The following is a 24,004-nucleotide window of genomic DNA, read 5'->3' as shown; positions in this document are numbered from 1 at the left end:
CTTAGCCTCTCACAGACAAACCGTGCTTAGTTGCTGGCTTGGAATAGGGCGTTTTCGCACAGGCCCGTAAAGGATTTTACTTTTCGCTACGCTTGTTGTTTAAGTGGAGTGAGAAACACTTATTGAAATAAGCTTTGACGTGATCTTCCATCGCGTGAACTTTTTCATCAATGCGCTGGCAAAGGAACTCATCACTATTCATTGCCTGGACTCGTTGTAATGCTATTAAGTCAATTTCTCTTTTTTGTTCTTCAGTCAATTCGCCGTTAGTATGCTGATTAGTCATGATGATACCTGTGTCGTGAGTAAAGTAACTAAATTATAGCGCTATGAGTATAGTAGCAAATACTTTCTAACTTTTGCTTAAACAGAGTATGGTGATAAATTGTCCGATTGTATCGTCGAGAGGCTACAGCTACCTTGACGCCGCCCCCCTCACCCTCAAGGGGACCGAACGTGCCACAATTTGTCTACTGTATCTGACCGCAGCTCTGGACCCGCTCCCTCTCCCCAATGCACTGTTAATGTGGCACTCGATCTATATTGTGGGAGAGGGGAAATGAGTAGTATGAACTGACAGCCAATAGCTCAGTCTTTCTTGTTTTATAGCGGTGAGTTCGGGCTTGCTTCGCAAGCTCACCCTGCGGGCGGCCCGTCGGCCGTCCAAAATGTCTCTGCGCTGCGAGCCATTTTGTCGAACCCTGTCGAGGTTTCTCACCCCTCTCTGACTGTGTTACATGCAAAAAAAAGCCTGAACGTGAATTCAGACTTTCTCTTGGAATATGGCGGTGAGAGAGGGCTTGATTCGCAAGCTCACCCTGCGGGCGGCCCGTCGGCCGTCCAAAATGTCTCTGCGCTGCGAGCCATTTTGTCGAACCCTGTCGAGGCTTCTCACCCCTCTCTGACTGTGTTACATGCAAAAAAAAAAGTCTGAACGTGAGTTCAGACTTTCTCTTAAAATATGGCGGTGAGAGAGGGGTTCGAACCCTCGATACACTTACGCGTATACACACTTTCCAGGCGTGCTCCTTCAGCCACTCAGACACCTCACCGTACGTTGCGCGTTACTCAGTGCAACGGGGCGCTACTATAGGGAGAGTCGGTTAACCGGTCAAGAATATTTTTACGGTTTTAGCTCAGGTGGTTAAGCCGTCGCCGCTTTGCCGTAAATCAAGGCCGGAATACCGCGTTTGTTTAGCCCAGCACCTGTTGACAGGTGCTGTTCAAAAACGAACTTCATTGCTTGCCCCAGCGGCAAGGTGGGGCAAGCCTTCAGGGCATCAAACCAACAAAGACCGTCTTTTTACGTGGACCCGTCATCAGCGACTCCAACTCTTCGACACAGGCTTGGTAGTGCGGGGTCGTTTTGTGGAAGGCAACCGCTTGTTCATCGGCGTAGGCCTCATAGATATAAAAGCGCGTGGGGATGTCCGGGTCCTGTAACACATCGAAGCGCAGGTTGCCCTTTTCCTGGATCGCGCCCAGATGGTTTTGCCGAAACACCTCGATAAACCGTTCAACCTTGTCGTCATGAACGTTAATTTCGACCAGGGTAACGTGCATAATCAGCCTCCTTGATTGGGGCGGGCCTGGAAAACCGGCCCGCATTTCAGCCGTATCAGCCTTTTTCGCTGAGGAAAAGTTCGTAGGCGTGTTCTACAGTTTCGTTCTGATGAACGATGGCGTGCACCGCCTTGATCATGGCAACCGGGCTTTCTGACTGGAAAATATTCCGCCCCATATCTACCCCGGACGCCCCTTGATCGATGGCCTGAAAGCACATCTCCAGCGCTTCCCGTTCTGGCAGTTTCTTCCCACCGGCGATGACGATGGGAACTGGGCAGCCAGCCACAATGCGTTCGAATCCTTTATCCACGTAGTAAGTCTTGATGATTTGCGCCCCCATCTCGGCGGCGATACGCGTGGCCAGTGAAAAATAACGCTGATCGCGCGCCATATCTTTCCCGACGCCAGTCACCGCCATAGTGGGCATGCCGACTTTCAGACCCGCATCGATCAGTTGGATGATGTTTTTAATCGACTGGTGTTCATGTTCCGTACCGATATAAACCTGTGCGGCGACGGCACAGCTATTCAGACGCACCGCGTCGTCCATGGCGACAGCCACCGCCTCATTGCTCAATTCGGTCAGAATGGAGTTCGCTCCGGAAGCGCGCAGGACGATGGGTTTGTTGGTGGCTGGCGGGATCACGCTGCGCAGAATACCCCGAGTGCACATCAACACGTCTGCATGCGCAAACAGCGGCGCAATGTTGATATCAATCCGCTCCAACCCGGTCGTCGGTCCTTGGAAATACCCGTGGTCGAAGGCCAGCATCACGGTTCGGTTAGTGCGGGGGTTAAAAATGCGTGCCAGGCGGGACTGCATGCCCCAATCCAACGCACCGCACCCTTTTAAACTAAACAGGGCATTTTGCTGCGGTTGGTCAATATGGAAGTCTTTACCATCTTTGATGTCATCTAAATCAGCCATTGTATTACTCCCTTCAAACAGTCGGGGCGATAGGTTAGAAGTTGTATTTGTCGATATTGTCTTTATTGAACACCACGCGCTCAGGTAGCAGCACGATGCCATTGCCTTTTGCCTGGTAGTCGTAGCCTTGTACGCTGTTTGGTGAAACCTCTACCTGGCCCACACCAGGGATGTCGAGCTTGTCGCCAACCTTCAATTCACCGTTTTTCAGTAGGGCGTTGGCCACGTAAACCGAAATTTTCCCCTGTTCTACCACGTCCCACAGGCCGAACTCTTTAACCGTGCCGCGCTGAATATAAGGGCGCATGACGTTTGGGGTGCTGAACCCCACAATCGCCACATTGTCACGCTTGAGGTTTTCTGCCGCCTGGGCCGCTGCGGGCAGGGCATTGGCATCCGGGGCGATGATGGCGTCCAGATCGCCATAGGCTTTCAGGATCCCTTCGGCGGTTTGCAGTGACTTGGTGGCATCGTTGTAACCAAACTGCGTGGTGACCACCTCCCAGCCCGGATGGTCTTTTTCGATTTTACGCTTGGCTTCATTCACCCATTGGTTTTGGTCGGTAACCGTCGGGCTGGAATAGAAAAAGGCGACCTTGGCCTTTTCTTTCTTCACCTGATTGGCTGCCATATCGACCAACATGCCTCCGAGTTGGGCTGGCGTACCCTGATTGATGTAATAAGAGCGGCATTCGGGCTTGGTGTCTGAGTCCCAGGTCAAGACCTTCACGCCACGCTGCATGGCACGTTTTAACGCCGGGCACAGCCCTTCCGGGGAGACGGCAGAGACGATAATGGCGTTATAGCCCTGGTTAACGAAGTTGTTGATCAACTGCACCTGGCCGGAAACGCTGGGTTCGGTTGGGCCATCGTAGGTTACGTCAACGCCCAGCTCTTTCCCCGCTTCTAATGCTCCATTACCTCCGCTGGTGAAAAAGCCGACGCCCACCAGTTTGGGAATAAAGGCAATGCGCTCTGCCGCCTGTACGCCAATGCTTAGCGAAGCCATGCCGAGTACGCTTAAAAGTGCGATTTTTTTGATACGTTGTAGGGTCATGTTGTTCTCCGTATATCGCGTTGTCAGAAGATGTGTCCTGGCTCAAACCTGATGTGTGCTGCGTTGTCGTTGGAGCCACTCTCGGATTTGATGCCGATGCAGGCTGATGGAGCGGCCCATGACGACAATAATCAGTAGCGCCCCGGAAAGTGCGCTGGAGATTTGATTAGGCACGCCAGCCATTTGTAATCCTTGTTGCAGATAACCGACCAGCAAGACGGCTACGGCGGTACCGAGAATGGAACCTGAGCCGCCGTAAATATTTGCCCCGCCAAGTACTACCGCCGTGATGGCTGGCATCAGGAAGGAGGTGCCGAGGTCGGAACGTGCCGAGCCAAAGTAGGAAACCAGCAGCACCGCAGCAATGGCTGAAGCAAATCCAGTCATCGCATACAGGGCGCACAGCGTTCGGTTAACCGGGATCGCACTGTATTGCGCTACGCGCTGGCTTTGGCCAATCAGGAAAATGTTGCGCCCGGCGTGTGTCCGGTGCATTAGCAGCCAGCACAGCAGGACACAAACCATAAAGAAGGTCAGCGGAATTGGCAGGCCGAACACCGTCAGGTTGGCGAAATCGGTAAAGGCCATCGGGAATCCGCCGATGCCTTCATAGCCGGTGGCACCAGAAATGCCCGAAAGCAGCAGGGCGCTACCGCCAAACAGGTACATGGTGCCGAGGGTGATCACTAAAGGATTGATACCGGTGTAGATGATCAATCCAGCGTTGATCAAACCGCACAGGGCGCCCAAGGCCAGCGTTATCGCTATTGCCAACGGCAAGGGCAGACCCGCCTGGAACATCACCCCTAGCGCAATGGCGCACAGACCAATGGTGGAACCAAATGAAATATCAATGCCGCCACTGACGATCACCATGGTTAACGGCAGTGCCACAATGCCAATACAGATAAAATCGCTGGTGCTGAACAGCAGGACATTAATATCCAGCATGCGTGGATTAACGACCCCGAATGCCAGGATCTCAATCAGCAGCAGGGCGGCCAGCGCCAGTTCCCAGCCGAAACGTCGCCATTGTGCCATCATGCGATCTCCCGTTTTTTTCCCTGGGTAGGGAGTTGGGTGGTGTGAGGGGATGTGGGGGGCGAGGGAGGGGGATCGATAAACCGGGCATATTTCTGGCGGCGGATATTGTTTTGCAGGGCGCAGCGTAGGCGGCCATCAAACACCAGAACCCCCAACAAAACCAGGCCAGCGATAAAGTCGTTCCACCAGGCAGGAATGCGCAGCAGTACCAGCACGCTGTCGATCTGCGTCAGGAAATAGGCACCCAGAATGGCCCCCACCACCGTGCCAGAACCACCAAGCAGGCTGATACCTCCCAGCACGCAGGCGGCAATGGCCTTCATTTCCAGGCCGGTGCCGGTCTGGTTGGGAATAAAGCCAATCTGTGCAGCAAACACGATCCCGGCGAGCGCCGCCATTAGCCCATTAAGCGAGAAAGCGATGATGCGGATAGCCTCAGTGCGGATCCCGAGTTGACGAGCACCCTGCAGGTTGTCACCGGTCGCATAGAAGCTGCGGCCAAATGAGGTTTTCAACAGTAACCAGGCGATTAACGCCACCAGCAGTAAGGTTAGCCAGCCAATCGGTGAGATGCCCAGCAGCACCGGTGAAGAAAGTTGCTTGAGCGAACTTGGCAACCCCTCAATCCATTTACCTCCGGTCCATAGCAGCATGATGCCTCGATAAAGACCAAGGGTGCCCAGGGTGGCGACTATGGCAGGAATTTTAAACCAGGCGACCAGCACCCCATTAAAAAAGCCCGCCAGTAAACCGAGTAACAGCGTGACGCTAAAGGCAACGGGCAAGCTGTATCCGGCATTGAGCGTTATCCCAAGCAGCACCGCACACATCCCGGTGATGGAACCGACCGAGACATCAATGTTACGGGTCAGCATGACCAGCGCCGCACCGATGGCCAGCAACATCAGGATTTGCGAACTGCTGAAGATCATGGTCAGCGTCTGAAAACTGAAATAGCTGCTATCAATACTCCCCAGTAGCGCAAACAGAGCGATGATGGCCAGCAATGCCGTCAGCTCTCGGTTGTTTTGTATCATCTTTAGCATGAGGTCTCCCCGTTGGTATGAGGTTGATAGGAGGAGGGAGATGCAACGTGTTGTTCGCCAAAGGCCATATGCATAATGGTATCCACAGTAATCTCTTTGCCACACAGTGCGCTGCTTGCCACCTCGCCCTGATGCATGATGCAGACGCGGTCGGACATCATGGCTATCTCTTCGAGATCGGATGAGATGAACAGGATCGCGACATGCTGCTGGGCAATGCTCCGAATGAGCTGATAGATATCGTTGCGTGCACCGACGTCGACGCCACGGGTCGGTTCATCGACAATCAGCAGCTGTGGCGCTGCTTCCAGGCATTTGGCGATCAGTATTTTTTGTTGATTACCGCCGGACAGGGTGCGTGCCGGTTGTTCAGGGTGGTTGAATTTGATATTCAGCGCCCGGCGATAACGTTCAAGCGTGGCGTTATCACGCTGTGGATGGGCCCAGAACCCGCCGGTATTGTGGGTCAGGGCACAGACGTTCCAAGATAACGATGAATCCAGGTACAGCCCGGAAGACTGCCGGTCTTCCGGTAAATAGATCAGCCCACGCTGCAACCGCTGGCGAGTGCTCAGTTCAGCGATCTCTTCACCATTGAGCATGATGCTGCCCGCACTGGCTGGGCGCAATCCATACAGCGTTTCAGCCAACTCGGTACGCCCGGAGCCGACCAGGCCAGCCAGACCCAGGATTTCTCCTGCGTGGACGTTGAGTGTTACCTGCCGGAAGCCTTCACCAGTGAGCTCCCTCAACTGCAATACGGCTTTGCCCTGAGGGTTGGCTGGCCGATTGCCAGGCAGCTCGAGCCACAGTTTCTGGCTGGCGGAGAGATCCACATTACGGGCTGCAGGGGTGATTGCCTGAATAATCTCATCCGTGGTCAGCGAGGCGGTTTTCCCCGTTAGGGCGATTTTGCCGTCACGCATTACGCTAACGCGGTCAGCAATCTGGCGTATTTCCGGCAGCTTATGGGAAATAAAGACGATACCGACACCTTTGCCAAGCAGTTCATGCAGGCGGGCAAATAATCGGTCCGTCTCGGCAGGCGTCAGCGACGCCGTGGGTTCATCCAGGATCAGGATCTGGGAATCACGCATTAATCCCCGCATGATCTCAACGATTTGGCGGTCAGCCACATCCAGCGACCCTGCCATGCTGTTGGGTTCAAGTTTGCATCCCAACAGTTCGAGTAACTGCTGCATTTTTTCAACCGCAGCCCGCTTGGCAGGCAGGCCAAACAGAATATTCTCTTTAACCGACAGGCTGGGGAATAACAGCGGTTCCTGCGGCACCAGATAGATCCCCAGTTGATGCGCTTTTACCGGGGTCAGGCTGGCACAGCGCTGGCCATTGATCTCGATAGTGCCGCCGTCCGGTGGTACTACGCCAGCAATGATCTTCATCAGCGTGGACTTCCCTGCGCCATTACCGCCGAGCAGGGCATGTACCTCCCCGGCATGCAGGGTAAAGTCGATGCCTTTCAGCACCTCAACACCGGAATAGTGCTTATTGATATTTTGTACACAGAGCAGAGGTGGATCTGAGTATTCACCGGTTTGCATCTTGCCTCCGTTCACTCGAAGACGAGTGACTGAGTTGAACAAATATTTTTTAGAAAACTAATTGTTCATAACCTTAGTCATGGTTTGGCGATAAAACCATCACTGCGATCACGTTTTTTGAATAATTGTATGCTAATAAAACCGATGTTCAAATTTGGTGTATATTTGTGGCATGACTCACAGCTATTGTTGAGCGATAGCGGAACAATTGTGTTCAAGTTTTAAAAATGTTCAAAGAGAAGCGGATTTATGACGATAAATGACAGTGCATTGATAACCGAACATGGCATGTGTGAGGAGGAGCAGGTGGCCCGCATCGCCTGGTTTTACTATCACGATGGGCTGACGCAAAGCGAGATCAGCGCCCGGCTTGGGCTGACGCGCCTTAAAGTTTCGCGTTTGCTGGAGAAAGGGCATCAGTCCGGGATCATTCGGGTGCAGATTAACTCCCGCTTTGAAGGTTGCCTACAGTATGAAGATGCATTGAAAAAACACTTTGACCTGAAAAACATTCGCGTATTGCCCGCGTTGGCCGAGGCTGATGACAGCGCGAGGTTGGGGATTGGTGCGGCACACATGCTGATGGAGTCCCTGGAGACACAACAGTTGCTGGCGGCGGGGTTTGGCGAAGCGACCATGAGCACCCTGAAAAGACTGAGTGGCTTCATTTCTTCGCAGCAAATTCGCCTGGTCACGCTTTCCGGTGGCGTAGGGCCTTATATGACCGGGATTGGTCAGTTGGATGCCGCCTGCAGCGTCAGCATGATCCCAGCTCCGTTGCGCGCTTCCTCTGCCGATATTGCCCGTACCCTGCGGGATGAAAATAGTGTCAGGGACGTGCTGCTGGCAGCCCAGGCTGCCGATGTCGCCGTAGTAGGGATCGGGGCGGTGAATCAAAAAGATGCCGCCACCATTTTACGCGCTGGCTATATCACCGAAGGCGAGCAACTGATGATTGGCCGCAAAGGCGCCGTTGGCGATATTCTCGGTTACTTTTTTGATGCCAGCGGCGCAATCATTCCCGACATGCAAATTCATCAAGAATTGATAGGGCTGAGCTTGAGCGCGCTTGCCACCATACCTACCGTTGTCGGGGTTGCGGGGGGAGTACCAAAAGCCGAAGCGATCGTGGCGGCATTGAAGGGCGGCTATATCAACGCGTTAGTTACCGATCAGGACACGGCGGCAGAAATGCTCAAGCTTATTGGAAAGTAAAGGTTAATAGCGATGTAACAGACTGTCTCAAACACCAGCCGAGGACAAACTCATGGCTCGACTCTGTACTCCTGCCACATCAGGCCAATACCTGATGGCTCTGGATGCCGGTACCGGCAGCATCAGAGCGGTAATTTTTGATTTGGAAGGCAATCAAGTCTCAGTAGGGCAAGCCGAATGGCAACATTTGGCGGTCCCTGATGTACCGGGCTCCATGGAATTCGATCTTGCCAAAAACTGGCACCTCACCTGCCAATGCATCCATCAGGCGTTAAAGATGGCGGCCATTGCGCCGGAGGCGATTGCGTCCGTGGCTGCGTGTTCAATGCGTGAAGGGATTGTGATCTATGATGCGGAGGGACAGCCGATCTGGGCCTGCGCCAACGTAGATGCACGCGCAACGCGTGAGGTCAGCGAGTTAAAAGAGATCCACCACCATACTTTTGAAGATGAGGTATACCGTTGTTCAGGGCAGACGCTGGCGCTGAGCGCCATGCCCCGGCTGCTGTGGTTGGCGCACTACCGTCCTGACATCTATCGCCAGGCCGCCGCGGTCACCATGATCAGTGACTGGCTGGCTTATATGCTCAGCGGTGAACTTGCGGTTGACCCATCAAATGCCGGGACTACCGGGTTGCTTGACTTGGTCACGCGAGACTGGAGAAAAGGCCTGTTGGAAATGGCGGGCCTGCGTTCGGATATTCTTTCACCGGTAAAAGAGACGGGAACACCACTGGGGGCGGTGACGGACAACGCTGCCGCACTGTCAGGTTTGCGGGCTGGTACACCGGTGATTGTCGGGGGCGGTGATGTTCAATTGGGATGCGTGGGTCTAGGTATCGTCAGACCAGCGCAGACCGCCGTATTAGGGGGAACGTTCTGGCAGCAGGTGGTGAACCTCCCTGAGCCTGTCACCGATCCCAATATGAATGTGCGCATTAACCCACATGTGATCCCGGGCCTGGTTCAGGCTGAATCCATCAGCTTTTTTACCGGGCTGACCATGCGCTGGTTCCGTGATGCCTTCTGCGCCGAGGAAAAGCTGATTGGTGAACGTCTGGGCGTGGATACCTATGCCTTGCTGGAAGATATGGCCAGGCGGGTCCCATCAGGTGCTCATGGCGTTATGCCCATCTTCTCCGATGTCATGCGCTTTAAGAACTGGTATCACGCCGCTCCCTCATTTATCAACCTGTCGATCGATCCGGAAAAGTGCAATAAAGCTACGTTGTTCCGCGCCCTTGAAGAGAACGCGGCCATAGTGTCGGCCTGTAATCTACAACAAATCGCCGAGTTTTCAGGTGTCAAAGCCGATTCGCTGGTGTTTGCCGGCGGTGGTTCAAAAGGCACGCTCTGGAGCCAGATCCTGGCCGATGTCACAGGACTGACCGTACGAGTCCCGGTGGTTAAGGAAGCGACCGCGCTGGGATGTGCTATTGCGGCTGGCGTGGGGGTAGGGGTCTATTCGTCGTTGGCTGATGCGGGGGAGAGCTTGGTGCGTTGGGATAGGGAACATATCCCGAATCCAGAAAACAGTGAAGTTTATCAACAGGCACGTCAAAAATGGCTGGAGGTGTATCTGGATCAACTTGGTTTGGTTGATCACGGATTAACGACGTCAATGTGGAAGGCTCCTGGCCTTTAAAGGAGGGTATCATGATCAAGACCAATGAAATGGCGCATGACTATCGCTTCGGCGACAATGGCCCAAAATATCTGATCCGTGGGCCGATGTGCGATATGGGCGTCGTGGTGTTGCAGCCAGGCCAGTCATTCAGAAATCACCGCCACAAGGAGGTTTGCGAAGTCTTTTATACTCTCAGTGGAGAGGTGTGTCTGTATCTGGAAGGCGAGATGCAGATACTGCGTGAAGGAGATGTGTTGCAGTGTGATCCGGGCGAGGCACATTTTCTGGTCAATACTGGCTCGGTACCGTGGAAAGGGGTATTCGTGAAATCGCCGCATATTTTAGGGGATAGCCATCCCGCAGAGCCTGAGAGCTATTAGGGAGCAAGCCTGAGCTCTCGCCTTGAAGCCAGGTGATTTAAGTTGTCGTGTTCTGTTTGGCATGTTAAATAAAACATAATACTAAAACAGGTACTTAAAAATCTTATCCTCTCAAGGACAAGCGAGTAACAATGCAGATAATGAATGTTAAACAGGCCAGGATAATCAGTTTCATCTTTGTGATGGGGGGGATCCTGCTGCTGTTGCCGTTGCATCTTCTTACCTGCTTTATGGCGGGTTTTCTGGTTTACGAGATCGTGAATATCCTTACGCCACATTTTCAGAAGGTGATTGGCGGCCATCGGGCCAGATGGCTGGTTGTCGCGGTGATCAGTACCTTGGTGGTCGGCCTGTTGATCACCATTGTGGGGAGTCTCGTCGGCTATCTGATGCAGGATATGAAGAATATCTCTGGCATCAACACCCGTATTGCGTTCATCCTGCAGGATGTCCAGCAAGAGGTGGCAAAATATCTGCCGGGCTATCTGCCGTTGAGTGTAGAAGAGCTGAAGAACGAGATCCTGAGCCGACTGCAACAGCACATCGCTTTGTTACAGACGATGGGCAAGAGCGTACTGCATGGCCTGGTGACCATGCTGATTGGGATGGTGCTCGGTGCCATAGTCTCACTGTATAACATTGATAGCAGCGAGGAGCGGCCATTACTGAAAAGTGAGTTGATGAAAAGGATTTCGCTGCTATCACAGGCGTTCCGCAATATTGTGTTTGCGCAAGTTAAAATATCGGCAATCAATACCTTCTTCTCGGCTATCTTTATCCTTGGTGTGCTACCACTGTGTGGGATCCATATCCCGTTGGCGAAAACGCTGGTGGTGTTTACCTTTATCTTTGGCCTGCTGCCGGTGATCGGCAATCTGATCTCCAACACCATTGTTTTCATCTCTGGCCTGTCGGTTTCACTCGGAGTGGCGCTGATTGCGCTGCTCTACCTGATCGTCATCCACAAGTTTGAGTATTTCCTCAATGCCCGTATTGTTGGCACTAAAATCAGGGCTAACTCTTGGGAGATCTTGCTGGCGATGTTGGTCTTTGAGGCGGCATTCGGTCTGGCTGGTGTGGTTGCCGCTCCTATCTATTATGCTTATCTGAAAAGTGAACTTAGAGAAGCTAAGCTGATTTGAGGGGCGGGGAAGGGGCCATTTTGCGAACCAACTATGTTTTTGCAAAGTAGGTAATGAGTTCAGATGTGCGGTAGGGCAAAGTTGAAATGTCCGTGATGTGCCAGAAGCGGACGTATCAACATAACTCAATGATAACAAGAAGCAGAGTAAGACTGTGAGACCTTCATGGTCCTACTCTGAAGTGTAAATTTTAATCCCATTAAAGTTAAAAGCAGCGCCACTATTAAAGACAGTCGCAACACTTTTAACAGGTCTAGTCAGGTCGACATACAACTCATACGAAAGAAGGAAGATGCTTTTGCAAGATGTAGGCTTTACAAAAACCGTATACCCATCGTCATTTAAAGAATGAGTCGTCAGTTGTTTGTTTCCCTGGATGGGCCCAAGGGAGCCGGTAAAACCACACTGTTAGAGGCCATTACAAAAGTATTAAGGGCTGACAACAAGAAGGTGATCCGACTCTGCGAGAAAAAAAGCGATCCCTACAGGGCGGAAACAATGGCCCTCGTTAACAAGCACGCCAGAAATCCCACCCTGGATTTGGAATTGGAGGTTTGTGAGCGCTTTGCTGATAGCCGTGCTTGGATTTCCCAGCATGTGCTGACTAAGCAGCCACTGGACAGCATTATCTTGATGGATCGCTGGTACCCTTCGGATGCCGCGTTTCGGCAAATGGTTCCATTCGCAGAGATTTTACAGCTTAATATTGAACGAAACGTGCGAGCGCCAGACCTGCATGTCGGGGTGATTACTGCGCCTGATATTTCATGGGCAAGGGCCACGGCCCGATCGCGTGGGCTAGGTAGTACAGTGATTTCTAAGGTGGAGGAGCATGTCGCTTGTACCAGGGCATTCGAGCGAGAAATTGCAAATCACGGCTGGGTTTTATGCCGTAATGAAGGAAGAATTGAAGACGCAACAATGCAGGTCATTTCTGAGATTTACAGTATGCTCGGATCCCCCGCCTCAGCGGCTTCCTACGCTCCCCCGCATTCATCTGCGGGCCTGGTTGCAGGCTGAATCGTTGCTCGTAAATCGACAAATTGAAGGGTAGCTTTGTGCCAGGAGCTGACGTTGCTGAGATCAGTGTGTGTTATTCAACTGGTTCAGCTCACTGATTCAATGTTCGCAATCTTCAGTACCTGCCTTGTAGAGCGCTCTCTAGGCGGGAATTAACTTGTGTTGAAATGTATGGATTTAGACGACCATCTGCATCTAGTTGTTTTCCTTGTGGTATTGTAGTAAACATAAAGATGTTCTGCTTTACTCCTACCATCGTTTTTGAAAGGATAAGGGTGTGTAATTATGAGTTATTACCATATTGTTGTTGAAACCATTGACAGGGATGCAAATAAAAGATTTATAAAAATAATAGAGTATGATAGAAGAGACCTTGAAGAAATTAAGTCTGAAGTAATAAATCCATACTCTAAAAAAGAAGAGGTTTATATTGACGGTGCATATTTAAAGCCTGCTAATATTCGCTCACTTAAAATCAAAAAATCAGAAATGAGTTCTGCCGAGCTGACCACGAAAGCAAACAATGAAATTCCAGATGGTTTCATTACGTATATTACTAGTGAAAATGTAATTTCAGGTGATGGATATACCACAGATATAACCAGGGATTTAATTAGGGAAGTCACTGAAAAAAATTCCATTTCTTCTAGAGAAACTGCTGTTCCTTTGAGCCTCCATGCTGACAACAAAAAGGTTTTCGTGGTACACGGGCAGGATAACGCAATTAAGTCTGAGATGGCTAGGTTCCTTGATAAAGCGGGTCTGGAACCCATCATACTGCACGAGCAGGCTAGTTCAAGCAACACGATAATTGAGAAAATAGAAGCACATAGTAATATTGGTTTTGCGGTAGTGCTCTATACCCCCTGCGATATAGGGGCAAAAAAAGTTGATAACCCTGAACTTAAATCAAGAGCAAGGCAGAACGTAGTATTTGAGCATGGTTATTTTATTGGTCGCTTAGGTAGGTCCAGAGTTTCTGCTTTGTTAGTGGAAGGTGTAGAGGCGCCTAACGATATTAGTGGTGTTGTATATATTGACTTAGATACCCGAGGCGCATGGAAACTTGATCTGGTTAAAGAGTTGACAGCCGCAGGATACGATATCAACCCTAAAGCGTTCATGTAGCTGATTATTTGACTTTTAGTTAACTAGACCTGTAATTATTTGGCGAGCATTGCATTAACAATAATACTCGCCTTTTTATATAATCACTCATTGACTGTGACCTTTTCCTTGTTGGTTAAAACATGGGGATGAGATTAATACTTATAAAAGAGTTGATAACGTTTGCGTACTTCCTCTGTGCGCTCAAGGCCGACTGTCAGATAAGATAGCGTTCTATCCGCGGAAACTGTTAGTTCAGGTTTGAGCTAATACAGCTTAAGCCTGCGGATTTTCACGTAGATCTTGATTCGAACTAGCAAAGATAACAAATCCGGCCGTGCCAGCGGCCTTTTTTATGCTCGCCCGGCTGGCACGGCCACAAACCTAACCCTGTAAGGTGACACTTAAGCGTGTCAGAACTGCGCAATAATCACTTTCACTTTTCCTTCCGCATCTTTAGATTCCAGATCGGTTTTCACACCCAAAGGATTATTTATGTAGCAATCCGGGTCATATACAAACAAGATCAGCGTATCGCAGTCCTGGTGAGCGCGGTAGCGTGCCATATCAATAAGCAACTCCCCGCCAACTTTACCGGCTCCCAGCGATTCACGGGTTTTCTTCACCTCGATCACAATTTTCTCTTTTTTCAAAAGAAAGTCCTGTCTTGAGGCTGCGCCCGCAAAGCTGGGGGTATACTCTTCTGCCCTTATATCATTAAAGTGAAGCGTCAGCAGCGCATAAACCATATCCTGTACGTCATACTCATCATTAACTTCAAGCGGTGCACGGCCGCTGTGCCGTCTCTTTAACTGGCGAACAAAGGCCGGAAACCTGTTAAGAATATTAAGCACGAGGCTCAGCGCTGAACTTTCTTGAGGTGCATTCGTACTGACAGCAGAGTGCGCAAGATCATCTCTCGCCGCATCAAACAACGGCTTATAACTTCTTATCAGGGTTTTGTAATTACTAGACCAACTGCTGTTTACAGTATTGAATTCATTGTAATAATCAGACTCTTTTCCGTAGCTGTCCTCTATTAACTTTTTCACTCTGGCGATCCAGTTTTTATATTTACCGGAATCAACATAGGTTTCCATAATGTGAGTGAGAGCGCTCTGCTCAGTATATTTTGTGGAAATGAGCGTCTCATAATCTTTCTCAAGCGCCTTAAATCTTTCTTCCAGTTGTTGGTTTGTCATGGTGCCTTCCGGGCTGCATAGTTGGGTAACAAAGTATGTACGTATAGAAATTCTACCATACTTAACTTTCTTTCCTTCACACTGGACGTAACAGTCATTCTGTCCAGTACCCCCCGTGATCCTGCCAGCTGCGGCATTCCGCTGTCCGATCGCCAGAATGAGACAGGACAAAACCGCCCGGAAATGCAAAACTGTCCAGTACCGTACGCGCCCCAATCCGATTTATTTACTTCATAGCTTTTCAGTAGAATGAATAAATTTTTTAATTTCTGCGGTGATTAGTATCGGACGGTACTATGTCTGCTTATCGCTCATAGTCGACGATGGATCCTATTCGCAAGCTCACCTTGCGGGCGGCCGGTCGGCCGTCCAAAATGTCTCTGCGTTGCGAGCCATTTTGTCGAACCTTGTCGAGGCTTCTCACCCCTCCCAGTGTGGGGAATATTGACTAGTCCTAGCATAGGTTGACACTTTTTTGTCTGTTGACACTCAAATACAACTATATATATCAGTGAGTTATATTGGTTTTGCGGTTAAAAAATAAACTGATTGACTCAGGCCTCGCCCAATAATCACGCAGCTGTTTATAGAGTAAAATACAGTAAAGTCAACATCATTCATTATGGTAATGTAGGTAGCGTTGCGATCTTCTCTGGCCGTTATGTCGAGCTCAATTGAGCTCCTTTTACTAAGTGTATAACTGACATATTTACTGCCGATGAAACAGAAGTACTGCATGATGAATACGGAGTTTCTGGGGCGAGTCTATTGGCCGGATTTGCCTCGTTGGCGAATTAATGCGACTAATGCGGACACCATGACCTTGGTGTCGGCTGGTGTGACTGGTTTAGGTACTGAGTGCCCTAATTTATATGTTATCTCAAAATCAGTTGGCTCAGGCTTAAGTTGACACACAGGGAAGTGAGGGAGGGGCGTGGATGGATAATAGGGAAACTTTTTGAATAAATATAGAGGGAATACAGATATTGATCTTACACATAAAACAACTATTTCCTTCTTCCCTGCCAAGCCCCGTTTGGTAAAATAACTAACTCGGCAATCATCTTGTCGGAGTCGCTCATGAGCCATGCTAGTGCAAGGACACAAGTAAAAGCAGCAGACTGGAGGCTGTAATTCAGGGGCGGTAGCCTTGTCTGATGAGAGCAGTAAACAAATGGCGGCATACTAGGTGTTAAAGTGTTCACCCTTGCGGGCTAACCACACCAGCAAAGCCCTAGCCCAGCACATGCGTATAGATCTGCGTTGTGCGTACATTGGTATGCCTGAGTAGCGTCTGCACTGTTCGGATATCACTGCCACGGTGCAGCAGTCCGGTAGCGAAAGGTATGGTAACTGACAGGTTTATGCAGATTGGATTGTCTGACAGCTTTCTGTATTGCTCTGACGTGAATGTGATGGAGAAAGATCTGCTTGCTCGTCTTCATCCGTGCAAAGCCCCGCCGATGGGAAAAGCCACTACCACTAGAATGAACGCCCGGCACTGGAGGTACCTATGTTATAACGCAAATGGTAGGCTGATGAGTGCTTGATAAAAGATGTCCTGTTGTTCCTAGGCGTGAAACATGCTCCAGTAGTGGTGCGATCAAGGGGGCAGGTAAGAGCGTTGTACGTTCTTTGGCTTCTTTATTAGCATGAATGGTGATGACCTGCCTGTCAAAGTCTATATCCTTGATGCGCAAACGTGCGGCCTCCGCTACACGTAAGCCTGCGCCTTACATTAGCGAAGCCAGTACTGACCAAGCCGAGCGATCAGCGCAGTGGCTTTCTCTAGTGTCAGCACGTAGGGAATACGAACCGTGCGTTTCTCGCTTACCACTGCTATGTTTTTAAAGCTATATTTATTACTTAATGTGTAGATTGTCATTAATATTTGGAGGTTATGATGAAAAATCCATTTTGGTTCAATATTATTCAGCAATGGAAACTTATGGGGAAAGGGCAGTATGGGGTTACATTTCCTTTTCTAATGGGAGCTATTGCGCATAAAAATAGCGAAAAAACTGACATTGAAAGTGTATTTCAGTTGATAATTAATGAACCAGTAGATGGGTATTACAGTGAGGTTCGTTGGTGCGGAAATATCGATGAGCCAGTTGTTTCAATCAAAAAAATTGAAGATATAACTAAAGTGGCTATCAAAGCAAGCTTTTCTGCTCGTAGCTCAGACACCACGTCACTAGGATTTACTGAAGACTTGATGTCGTTTTTTCACCTAGATTGTACAACGGCAGATGAATGTTTAAGTAAGTTGATATCCTATACCGAAAAGTACGTGAGTAATGGTCAATTTTCTAAGGAATTGAATAGAGAAACATTTGAGCGTGAATTTACAGTATTCTCTTCTGACGATATTAAGTTCATTGAAGATATTCGTGCGTTGACAGATAAAAACTGACAAATTGTTTAAGAGTGATTCTCAATGCGTGACATTTTTACTATGCGTTGTGTTTAGGGTGGTTTGCGGAGGCGGCGATATCGCATTGCTAACACCTTAAAATAGCATTGTTTTATAGAAAAAAACAGTATAGGTATACTTGATGAGTACAGTTAAAACAAGTCATAATATTGATGAGTTGATAATTGAGTTCGATCGGTTAATTTCAAACATTGAAAAATGGCTTAAAAAGATTAGACCTCGAACAAATGTGATGAATACTAGATTTGGTAATATTCGTCGAGATCTCGAGAATATTTTAGAACTTAAGCCTGTAGAAATGGCTAAGCTTTTAGAAATTGTAATCAAACATAACTAATTGAATGTTATTTTTGATAACGGAATTGACTTCAATGATGATGATATACTGAAAATTATTGAAGGTAAGTACGATCTTTCTCAAGATGATAAAGAAAAATACCACGACTTTGTCTTTGAATTCGTCATGGGAGTTAGATTCGTTTTGGCTATTAGTGACAGCGATAAAGTTAACTTGTCAGGTCGGGGTGACGTAACAATTGGCAATAATATTGCAATTGAGTGTAAAAACATTCGAAGCCTTAAAAACCTAGTCAAAAATGTCGACAAGGCGAAAGATCAAATTGAGAAGAGAGTTGCGATGAATGAAGTTAAATTTGGATTTGTTGCTTTAGATATTTCGAACATCTTCCCAATGGAGAAGGCTCAAAGCTTTGTTCAAAGAATATTCGAAGTCTTTGCCCAAAACCATGCCAGACTGAAGGATTTTCAGCGATTTGATCAAAGTGTTATTGACAGTGTTTTAGAAGACGTAAATTTTCAAAAGTTAATTCAAAGTTACATCATGCATGAGGCAGAAACGTCACTCTATAGTGCTTTATCTCTTCGCTATGCAATGGGCAGTTGTGTCTTTGGTATAATTTTTCAAATTAATCAGTGCTTTGTGGTTCAATATGAAGGTCTATACTTACCTGTACCAACTAGGGGGATGACTTACATTTTAAACACAGACCTTTCTGGAGAGGGCTACAAGAAAGTTCAAGAGTTTATTCATGGATTGGCAGTCGGCTTTTAGAAAATCATAACAAAGCTTTTAAGAGTAATTCCAACGCTTGGCACTTTTAGTTTAAGGTTGGATTTTGTGTTTATGGAGTAATGCTTTAGGTTTAGTGATAGAGTTGCTCACACGTTAATGTGGCGTTAGTTGCTTGGAAAGTTTGGAGAAAAATGAGCAGTATTTTCTATAAAAAAACACAAACAGGACCAAATTCCATCATGCTGCTGGATATTGCCGGTTTTGAGTTGGCATACCTCTGGGGGCTCAATCCGGCATACGGACATAACAGATGCACCCAGAAGTCCTGAGGTTTTAATTTTCTTTTTTCGACATTGTTTGTTGCGCAAACTAGCAAACAGTTGATCCGCACCCTACGGGCGGCCCGTCGGCCGTCCAAAATGTCTCTGCGCTGCGAGCCATTTTGTCGAACCCTGTCGAGGATTCTCACCCCTCCCAGTGCGGGGAATATGCAAAAAAAAAGTCTGAACGTGAGTTCAGACTTCTTCTTTAAATATGGCGGTGAGGGAGGGGTTCGAACCCTCGATACACTTACGCGTATACACACTTTCCAGGCGTGCTCCTTCAGCCACTCAGACACCTCACCGTTTTGTCATCGGCAACGGTTTACGCTGTCGACGGGCGCTAATGTAGGAGAATCTGATCCCAGCGTCAATAGCCTTGTGCCATAACCGCGTGCGTTTAGCCAAACTTCCAGCAATCTGCTGATTTGTCGCACGATAATTCCGCCTTCTCCCTGCCAGTTTATTCTTGCATCGTGTGGCAAAGCGCGAAAGGATAGCTAAAAATCCACCCAAGAAGGGAACCGGCAGTGAATATTATTTTCTATCACCCGTTTTTTGATGCGCAAGATTGGCTGGCAGGAATGGCGAAGCGCTTACCACAGGCGAATAACCGGGCATGGCAGCCGGGGGACGATCGCCCGGCGGACTACGCGCTAGTATGGCGGCCACCTTATGAAATGCTGGCCAACCGCCGCGATCTGAAAGGTATCTTTGCTCTTGGGGCTGGAGTAGACGCCATTCTTGAGCAGGAACGCCAGCATCCAGGAGTCCTACCGGCGGGAGTGCCGCTAATCCGGCTGGAAGATACCGGCATGGCGCAGCAGATGGATGAATACGCGTTAGCCGGTGTGTTACGCTATTTCCGTCGTTTTGATGAATATCAGTTGCAGCAACAACAGCAGAACTGGTTACCGCTTGAGCCTCATCAGCAGAGTGATTTTACCATCGGCATCCTGGGCGCCGGGGTGTTGGGGAAAAGCGTGGCGCAAAAGCTGGTGGCGTTCGGATTTAACGTCCGTTGCTGGAGCCGCAGCCCCAAGCAGATTGAGCAAGTACAGAGTTTTGCTGGGCAACCTCAGTTAGCGGCGTTTCTTGATGGCACGCGGTTGCTGATCAACCTGTTGCCTAATACGCCTGAAACGGCGGGTATCCTCAACCGCCAGCTGTTTAGCCGTTTGGTACCGGGCGCTTACCTGATCAACATTGCTCGCGGTGCCCATCTGGTGGAAGACGATCTGCTGGCGATGTTGGCACAAGGGCAACTGGCGGCCGCCATGCTTGACGTATTCGTCAATGAACCTTTGCCGTCCGCTCATGCTTTCTGGCGTCATCCTCGTGTCACTATTACCCCGCATATTGCTGCAGTTACCTTGCCGGAACAGGCCATGGATCAGGTTAGCGCCAATCTCCTGCGGCTCGAGGCGGGTGAACAGCCTTCAGGCCTGGTTGATATTCAGCGTGGCTATTGATGCTTTCACAACCCGCTAACATGTCGATAGCCGCGTTAACTGCTATCATGAACAAGGATTGGCCGCCATCCGCTGACTCTGGCGAGCGCCTAAGAAGGAGAAAGAATGTACCCCGTTGATTTACATATGCATACCGTAGCCAGTACCCATGCCTATAGCACCCTGCACGACTATATCGCCGAAGCGAAACACAAAGGTATAAAACTGTTCGCCATTACCGACCACGGGCCGGATATGGCCGATGCGCCACACTACTGGCACTTTATGAACATGCGTGTGTGGCCACGCCTGGTGGATGGCATTGGCATTTTGCGCGGCATTGAGGCCAATATCAAAAACCTGGCCGGTGATATTGACTGCACCGGTCCCATGCTCAACGAAATCGATCTGATCATTGCCGGGTTCCATGAGCCGGTATTTGCACCTCAGGATCGGGCCGCCAACACCGAGGCGATGATTGCCGCCATGGCTCAGGGTGATGTCCATATCATCAGCCATCCGGGCAACCCCAAATATCCGGTCGATATCCCGGCGATTGCCGCAGCGGCAGCCAAATATCAGGTAGCGCTGGAGCTGAATAACTCTTCGTTTATTCATTCCCGTAAGGGCAGTGAATCAAATTGTCGTGCAATAGCTGCCGCAGTGCGTGACGCTGGCGGCTGGCTGGCATTAGGCTCTGACTCGCACGTGGCTTTTGCTCTCGGTGGTTTTGAACATTGCGAGCGTATCATTGAGGAAGTGAATTTCCCGCAGGAGCGCATTTTAAATGTGTCACCGCGCCGGATCCTGAACTTTCTTGAGCAGCGTGGCAGACCGGCAATTGCGGAATTAGCCGATCTGTGACATCGTCACGGCAAATTTTAGTTTTATAGGGTGTTATCATGAATGAGTTTTCCGTTGTCTGCCGGGTGTTAGGTACGCTGTTTTACCGCCAGCCGCAGGATCCGTTATTGGAGCCGCTGTTTACCTTGATCAAAGAGGGTAAACTGCAACAGCACTGGCCGCTCGAGCAGGACGAACTGCTGACTCGTTTGCAACAGCATTGTACCGATCCGCAGTTGGCCGCCGATTTTAACGCCCTGTTTGTCGGCAGCGAGTGCAGCGTCTCACCACTGCGCTCGTCCTACGTTGAAGGTGCCAGCGAAGCGGACGTGCGGGTATTTCTCCAACAGCGTGGGATGCCATTAGGCGAAGCGCCAGCCGATCATTTCGGTTCGCTGCTGCTGGCCGCCTCCTGGTTGGAGGATCAGTCGCAGGAAGATGAAGTCCAGGCACAAATCACGCTGTTTAACGAGTTCTTGCTGCCTTGGTGTGGCCGCTTCCTGGGTAAGGTTGAAGCACACGTCACCAGCGGTTTTTACCGTACTCTGGCAGAGATCGCTCGCCATGCCATCGCCGCCATGTGTGATGAGCTAGCAGAGTATGAGCAGGATGAAGAAGGGAAGGACGAAGAAGAGTAAATGTGAGAGGGCGCAGCCTAGACTGCGCCCAAAAGAATTAATCGGTGAACGGGATCACCAACTGACCGGGCTTCACTTCCAACCCTTTAGCCAGCTTGAGTGCCATGGCTTCCGTTTTGCTCTTATCCGCGTCGAGAACATACACTGGTTTCTGATCGAAATACGATTTCAACGACTGATTCAGGTAAGGCGATAGAGCTTTCATCACCGTATCCATCTTCTCCGGCTGCACCTGGTAATCGACCAACTCCATGTCCTTGAGGAAGATCGCTCCCTTTTCGCGGTCGTAGACCGGTTGCGCCTTCAACGTTAGCTGCAAATCGGCGGCCTGTGGGCCGAGGATCGAGGTGATGTTGACCTTGGCATTGCCGGAAAGCGTTACCTTATTAGGTTCTGTACGACCAATCTGGCTCTGCAACTGGGTTAGCACGATATTGGCATCAACCAACCCCGGAACGCCGATCTGCTTTTGGTAGTCGTTATGTTTTTGCAGGTAATTATTCACTTCCTGCTCGCTGACGCTGTATTGGGTAAGCTGGTTACAGCCGATAAGCGTACCGGCAACGACCAGGGCGGCCACGCCCATCAGGATCTTCTTCATTCAAACCTCGTAAAACGAAAATGTGGCAGACTTTGACTGTTGCAAACCAAAGGCGACTGCCAGCAAAGAAAAATTTCAGCTTGCAGGATAACAGATGACACGGCGCAAAGGGTTTTTTACCTAGTCGGATAAGGCTGAAATTACCTATCGCCGCAGCCGCCATACCAACAGCACCACGCCTCCCAGACAGGTTAGCCCGCCGAGCGCGGGGAACAGAGGAATGCCCCAAAGCTGGCTGGTGGAGCGCATGAGATAAGGAGCCAGGCCCAGTGCGAATGCCGCCGTGACGATAGCAATGGCCAGCGTGACCGCTGCGCGTTCCAGAGCTTTGCTCAGTTGGTTAAGGTTCTTGACGTTGATTTCAGCATCGATCTTGCCTTGCTTTAACCTGCGCATCAGCAAGCGAATGGCCTGCGGCAGTTCCTCTCCGGCATCCAGCGCCTCACCACCCAGCAATAAAGCACGACGGCGCAGCGCTTCGGGTGTATAGCGCTGGAGCATCACCTGGCGCAGCATTGGTTTCAGGGTGGCAACAATATCAAAGGCGGGATCCAGGCGGTGTAACACGCCATCTGCGGTGATCAGCGCCTTGAATAACAGCACCAGATCGGGTGGCAATGGCAGTTGATGCTCACGGGCCATCACTAACAGGTCGGTGAGTGCCTTGCCTAGCGTCAGAGTGCTCGAAGCCTGCTTATCGAGAAAGTTTTGCGCAGCCTGTTCCAGATCGGTCAGATCCAGTTCCTGGCTGTCAGACCAGGCGATCAGCGTATTGACGATGCCGTCGCTCTGGCGCTCCGCAATGGCCTGTAGCAACAGCAGAAGCTGGTTACGCCGCCGTTCCGACAGTTGGCCAACCATGCCAAAATCGATAAACCCTACGTGGTTGTCGCCCAAAGCCATCACGTTACCGGGATGAGGATCGGCGTGATACAGCCGATGTTCCAGCACCATGGTCATAAAGGCCTGCGCACCACGCTGTGCCAGCAACGGGCCGTCGAATCCGGCAGCGGCTAATTGCTGCGGATTTTCGGGGGCGATGCCGGGCAGATATTGTTGTACCAGCAAGCGTTTTGACGAGTGCTGCCAATAAATTTTCGGGATCACCACTTCGGGCTGTTTGGCAAAGTTTTCCGCAACCCGATCGCAATTATTACCTTCATGCGTCAGATCCAGCTCGTGATTGAGCGCGGTGGCCAGCGTTTGCACCATCTGGTGTGGGCGATAACGCGCCAGCGCCGGGCTTTGTTGTTCCACGGTTTCGGCCAGATAGGCCAACAGGCGTAGATCGGCATGAATGGTTTTGGCTAATCCAGGGCGCAACACTTTCACCACCACCTGCTCGCCACTGTGCAGGCGGGCGCGGTAGATTTGTGCCATAGAGGCAGCGGCTAGCGGGATCGGATCGAATTGGGCAAATACTCGTTCAGGGTCACCGCCCAGATCGGCGGTGATCTGCGCGGCCAGCTTTTCCCAGGGTAGGGTTGTCGCCTGGCTATGCAGACGCTCCAGTTCGTCTGTCCAGCGCTGTTCCAGCAGATCGGTGCGGGTGGCTAGGATCTGGCCGAATTTAACGAAGGTTGGCCCCAGCGCTTCCAGGGCCGCGCGCAGGCGTTCTGGCAATGTCTGATTATCGGCCTCCACGCCGCCGCTGCTCAGGCCGCCAAGCATTTTGCCTAACCCCAGCAGCCTGATGACATCCTGCAAACCGTAGCGGATCAGTACGGATGAGATTTCTTGCAGCCTGGCGCGGTCACGAGCGGTGACAAAAAACATTTTTAGCAT

23 protein-coding genes, 2 tRNA genes and 1 pseudogene are annotated in these 24,004 nt (G+C 50.3%); 12 read left to right on the top strand and 14 right to left on the bottom strand.

Annotation, left to right across the window (positions count from 1 at the left end):
- Positions 1-76: 76 nt before the first annotated feature.
- The 8 genes from N6G83_RS28270 to lsrA all read right to left on the bottom strand — a co-directional run bounded on the left by N6G83_RS28270 (position 77) and on the right by lsrA (position 7,203).
- Positions 77-286: a hypothetical protein gene (locus tag N6G83_RS28270; protein ID WP_024528853.1), complete on the bottom strand. Its 210-nt coding sequence runs from the start codon at positions 284-286 to the stop codon at positions 77-79.
- Positions 287-962: 676 nt separating this feature from the next.
- Positions 963-1,052: transfer RNA gene (locus N6G83_RS28265), tRNA-Ser, on the bottom strand.
- Between the two features lie 220 nt (positions 1,053-1,272).
- Positions 1,273-1,563, bottom strand: a complete 291-nt coding sequence (gene lsrG, locus N6G83_RS28260) for a (4S)-4-hydroxy-5-phosphonooxypentane-2,3-dione isomerase (protein WP_024528854.1) — start codon at positions 1,561-1,563, stop codon at positions 1,273-1,275.
- A gap of 55 nt (positions 1,564-1,618) precedes the next feature.
- Positions 1,619-2,494 (bottom strand): 3-hydroxy-5-phosphonooxypentane-2,4-dione thiolase, encoded by an 876-nt coding sequence (lsrF, locus tag N6G83_RS28255; protein ID WP_024528855.1) that lies wholly within the window; start codon positions 2,492-2,494, stop codon positions 1,619-1,621.
- A 34-nt stretch (positions 2,495-2,528) separates the two neighbouring features.
- Complete coding sequence (gene lsrB / locus N6G83_RS28250) at positions 2,529-3,551, bottom strand: autoinducer 2 ABC transporter substrate-binding protein LsrB (protein ID WP_024528856.1); 1,023 nt, start codon at positions 3,549-3,551, stop codon at positions 2,529-2,531.
- 42 nt (positions 3,552-3,593) lie between these two features.
- Positions 3,594-4,595, bottom strand: coding sequence for an autoinducer 2 ABC transporter permease LsrD (lsrD, locus tag N6G83_RS28245; RefSeq protein WP_211134862.1), 1,002 nt, complete (start codon positions 4,593-4,595; stop codon positions 3,594-3,596).
- A complete protein-coding gene (gene lsrC, locus N6G83_RS28240; protein WP_074028679.1) occupies positions 4,592-5,641 on the bottom strand; it encodes an autoinducer 2 ABC transporter permease LsrC in 1,050 nt (349 codons plus the stop codon). The genes lsrD and lsrC overlap by 4 nt, the downstream gene beginning before the upstream one ends.
- Positions 5,635-7,203: an autoinducer 2 ABC transporter ATP-binding protein LsrA gene (lsrA, locus tag N6G83_RS28235; RefSeq protein WP_211136443.1), complete on the bottom strand. Its 1,569-nt coding sequence runs from the start codon at positions 7,201-7,203 to the stop codon at positions 5,635-5,637. The genes lsrC and lsrA overlap by 7 nt, the downstream gene beginning before the upstream one ends.
- A 249-nt stretch (positions 7,204-7,452) precedes the next feature.
- On the opposite strand from lsrA, the gene lsrR reads away from it, so the two are divergent.
- The 6 genes from lsrR (at position 7,453) to N6G83_RS28205 (ending at position 13,715) form a co-directional block, all read left to right on the top strand.
- Complete coding sequence (gene lsrR, locus N6G83_RS28230; RefSeq protein WP_161629484.1) at positions 7,453-8,418, top strand: transcriptional regulator LsrR; 966 nt, start codon at positions 7,453-7,455, stop codon at positions 8,416-8,418.
- 52 nt (positions 8,419-8,470) lie between these two features.
- Entirely contained in the window at positions 8,471-10,063 is a 1,593-nt protein-coding gene (gene lsrK, locus N6G83_RS28225; RefSeq protein WP_211136442.1) for an autoinducer-2 kinase, read from the top strand.
- Between the two features lie 11 nt (positions 10,064-10,074).
- Positions 10,075-10,425, top strand: coding sequence for a cupin domain-containing protein (locus N6G83_RS28220; RefSeq protein WP_024528862.1), 351 nt, complete (start codon positions 10,075-10,077; stop codon positions 10,423-10,425).
- Between the two features lie 131 nt (positions 10,426-10,556).
- Positions 10,557-11,567: an AI-2E family transporter gene (locus tag N6G83_RS28215; RefSeq protein WP_024528863.1), complete on the top strand. Its 1,011-nt coding sequence runs from the start codon at positions 10,557-10,559 to the stop codon at positions 11,565-11,567.
- Between the two features lie 348 nt (positions 11,568-11,915).
- Positions 11,916-12,587 (top strand): dTMP kinase, encoded by a 672-nt coding sequence (locus N6G83_RS28210; protein WP_260524070.1) that lies wholly within the window; start codon positions 11,916-11,918, stop codon positions 12,585-12,587.
- A 285-nt stretch (positions 12,588-12,872) separates the two neighbouring features.
- The gene (locus tag N6G83_RS28205) at positions 12,873-13,715 is read left to right on the top strand and encodes a nucleotide-binding protein (protein ID WP_260524069.1); all 843 of its coding nucleotides are present in this window, start codon (positions 12,873-12,875) and stop codon (positions 13,713-13,715) included.
- 392 nt (positions 13,716-14,107) lie between these two features.
- On the opposite strand, the gene N6G83_RS28200 is transcribed toward N6G83_RS28205, so the two are convergent.
- From N6G83_RS28200 to N6G83_RS54960, 3 genes and pseudogenes are all read right to left on the bottom strand, one after another.
- Positions 14,108-14,896: a malate dehydrogenase gene (locus tag N6G83_RS28200; RefSeq protein WP_260524068.1), complete on the bottom strand. Its 789-nt coding sequence runs from the start codon at positions 14,894-14,896 to the stop codon at positions 14,108-14,110.
- A gap of 1,234 nt (positions 14,897-16,130) precedes the next feature.
- A complete protein-coding gene (locus N6G83_RS54835; RefSeq protein ID WP_282440788.1) occupies positions 16,131-16,196 on the bottom strand; it encodes a hypothetical protein in 66 nt (21 codons plus the stop codon).
- 211 nt (positions 16,197-16,407) lie between these two features.
- A pseudogene (locus N6G83_RS54960) lies at positions 16,408-16,614 on the bottom strand (hypothetical protein); the annotation flags it as partial.
- Positions 16,615-16,796: 182 nt separating this feature from the next.
- Here N6G83_RS54960 and N6G83_RS28190 point away from each other — a divergent pair.
- The 3 genes from N6G83_RS28190 (at position 16,797) to N6G83_RS28180 (ending at position 18,405) form a co-directional block, all read left to right on the top strand.
- On the top strand, positions 16,797-17,312 hold the full coding sequence (locus tag N6G83_RS28190; protein WP_211134586.1) for a hypothetical protein: 516 nt from the start codon (positions 16,797-16,799) through the stop codon (positions 17,310-17,312).
- 142 nt (positions 17,313-17,454) lie between these two features.
- Positions 17,455-17,670 (top strand): hypothetical protein, encoded by a 216-nt coding sequence (locus tag N6G83_RS28185; protein WP_260524067.1) that lies wholly within the window; start codon positions 17,455-17,457, stop codon positions 17,668-17,670.
- Entirely contained in the window at positions 17,671-18,405 is a 735-nt protein-coding gene (locus N6G83_RS28180) for a hypothetical protein (RefSeq protein ID WP_260524066.1), read from the top strand.
- 496 nt (positions 18,406-18,901) lie between these two features.
- On the opposite strand, the gene N6G83_RS28175 is transcribed toward N6G83_RS28180, so the two are convergent.
- Positions 18,902-18,991: transfer RNA gene (locus N6G83_RS28175), tRNA-Ser, on the bottom strand.
- Positions 18,992-19,216: 225 nt separating this feature from the next.
- Between N6G83_RS28175 and ghrA the strand changes: the two genes are divergently transcribed.
- The 3 genes from ghrA to N6G83_RS28160 all read left to right on the top strand — a co-directional run bounded on the left by ghrA (position 19,217) and on the right by N6G83_RS28160 (position 21,618).
- Positions 19,217-20,158 (top strand): glyoxylate/hydroxypyruvate reductase GhrA, encoded by a 942-nt coding sequence (ghrA, locus tag N6G83_RS28170; protein ID WP_211134583.1) that lies wholly within the window; start codon positions 19,217-19,219, stop codon positions 20,156-20,158.
- A 105-nt stretch (positions 20,159-20,263) separates the two neighbouring features.
- Positions 20,264-21,001, top strand: coding sequence for a phosphatase (locus N6G83_RS28165; protein WP_024530476.1), 738 nt, complete (start codon positions 20,264-20,266; stop codon positions 20,999-21,001).
- A gap of 38 nt (positions 21,002-21,039) precedes the next feature.
- Positions 21,040-21,618, top strand: coding sequence for a molecular chaperone (locus N6G83_RS28160; RefSeq protein ID WP_211134582.1), 579 nt, complete (start codon positions 21,040-21,042; stop codon positions 21,616-21,618).
- A gap of 37 nt (positions 21,619-21,655) precedes the next feature.
- Here N6G83_RS28160 and N6G83_RS28155 read toward each other — a convergent pair whose 3' ends face one another.
- The gene (locus N6G83_RS28155; protein ID WP_024530478.1) at positions 21,656-22,219 is read right to left on the bottom strand and encodes a lipoprotein; all 564 of its coding nucleotides are present in this window, start codon (positions 22,217-22,219) and stop codon (positions 21,656-21,658) included.
- A gap of 144 nt (positions 22,220-22,363) precedes the next feature.
- On the bottom strand, positions 22,364-24,004 hold the full coding sequence (locus tag N6G83_RS28150) for an ABC1 kinase family protein (RefSeq protein ID WP_074028701.1): 1,641 nt from the start codon (positions 24,002-24,004) through the stop codon (positions 22,364-22,366).

This window comes from Serratia sp. PL7 (genome assembly GCF_945957435.1).
Note: the sequence above shows the minus strand (reverse complement) of the source record. Positions and strands in the feature narration are given on the sequence as shown.

Excerpts from the sequence above, each read along its gene's own strand:
- N6G83_RS28270 (WP_024528853.1), bottom strand. The coding sequence starts at position 286 with ATGACTAATCAGCATACTAACGGCGAATTGACTGAAGAACAAAAAAGA.
- lsrG (WP_024528854.1), bottom strand. The coding sequence starts at position 1,563 with ATGCACGTTACCCTGGTCGAAATTAACGTTCATGACGACAAGGTTGAA.
- lsrF (WP_024528855.1), bottom strand. The coding sequence starts at position 2,494 with ATGGCTGATTTAGATGACATCAAAGATGGTAAAGACTTCCATATTGAC.
- lsrB (WP_024528856.1), bottom strand. The coding sequence starts at position 3,551 with ATGACCCTACAACGTATCAAAAAAATCGCACTTTTAAGCGTACTCGGC.
- lsrD (WP_211134862.1), bottom strand. The coding sequence starts at position 4,595 with ATGATGGCACAATGGCGACGTTTCGGCTGGGAACTGGCGCTGGCCGCC.
- lsrC (WP_074028679.1), bottom strand. The coding sequence starts at position 5,641 with ATGCTAAAGATGATACAAAACAACCGAGAGCTGACGGCATTGCTGGCC.
- lsrA (WP_211136443.1), bottom strand. The coding sequence starts at position 7,203 with ATGCAAACCGGTGAATACTCAGATCCACCTCTGCTCTGTGTACAAAAT.
- lsrR (WP_161629484.1), top strand. The coding sequence starts at position 7,453 with ATGACGATAAATGACAGTGCATTGATAACCGAACATGGCATGTGTGAG.
- lsrK (WP_211136442.1), top strand. The coding sequence starts at position 8,471 with ATGGCTCGACTCTGTACTCCTGCCACATCAGGCCAATACCTGATGGCT.
- N6G83_RS28220 (WP_024528862.1), top strand. The coding sequence starts at position 10,075 with ATGATCAAGACCAATGAAATGGCGCATGACTATCGCTTCGGCGACAAT.
- N6G83_RS28215 (WP_024528863.1), top strand. The coding sequence starts at position 10,557 with ATGCAGATAATGAATGTTAAACAGGCCAGGATAATCAGTTTCATCTTT.
- N6G83_RS28210 (WP_260524070.1), top strand. The coding sequence starts at position 11,916 with ATGAGTCGTCAGTTGTTTGTTTCCCTGGATGGGCCCAAGGGAGCCGGT.
- N6G83_RS28205 (WP_260524069.1), top strand. The coding sequence starts at position 12,873 with ATGAGTTATTACCATATTGTTGTTGAAACCATTGACAGGGATGCAAAT.
- N6G83_RS28200 (WP_260524068.1), bottom strand. The coding sequence starts at position 14,896 with ATGACAAACCAACAACTGGAAGAAAGATTTAAGGCGCTTGAGAAAGAT.
- N6G83_RS28190 (WP_211134586.1), top strand. The coding sequence starts at position 16,797 with ATGATGAAAAATCCATTTTGGTTCAATATTATTCAGCAATGGAAACTT.
- N6G83_RS28185 (WP_260524067.1), top strand. The coding sequence starts at position 17,455 with ATGAGTACAGTTAAAACAAGTCATAATATTGATGAGTTGATAATTGAG.
- N6G83_RS28165 (WP_024530476.1), top strand. The coding sequence starts at position 20,264 with ATGTACCCCGTTGATTTACATATGCATACCGTAGCCAGTACCCATGCC.
- N6G83_RS28160 (WP_211134582.1), top strand. The coding sequence starts at position 21,040 with ATGAATGAGTTTTCCGTTGTCTGCCGGGTGTTAGGTACGCTGTTTTAC.
- N6G83_RS28155 (WP_024530478.1), bottom strand. The coding sequence starts at position 22,219 with ATGAAGAAGATCCTGATGGGCGTGGCCGCCCTGGTCGTTGCCGGTACG.
- N6G83_RS28150 (WP_074028701.1), bottom strand. The coding sequence starts at position 24,004 with ATGCTAAAAATGTTTTTTGTCACCGCTCGTGACCGCGCCAGGCTGCAA.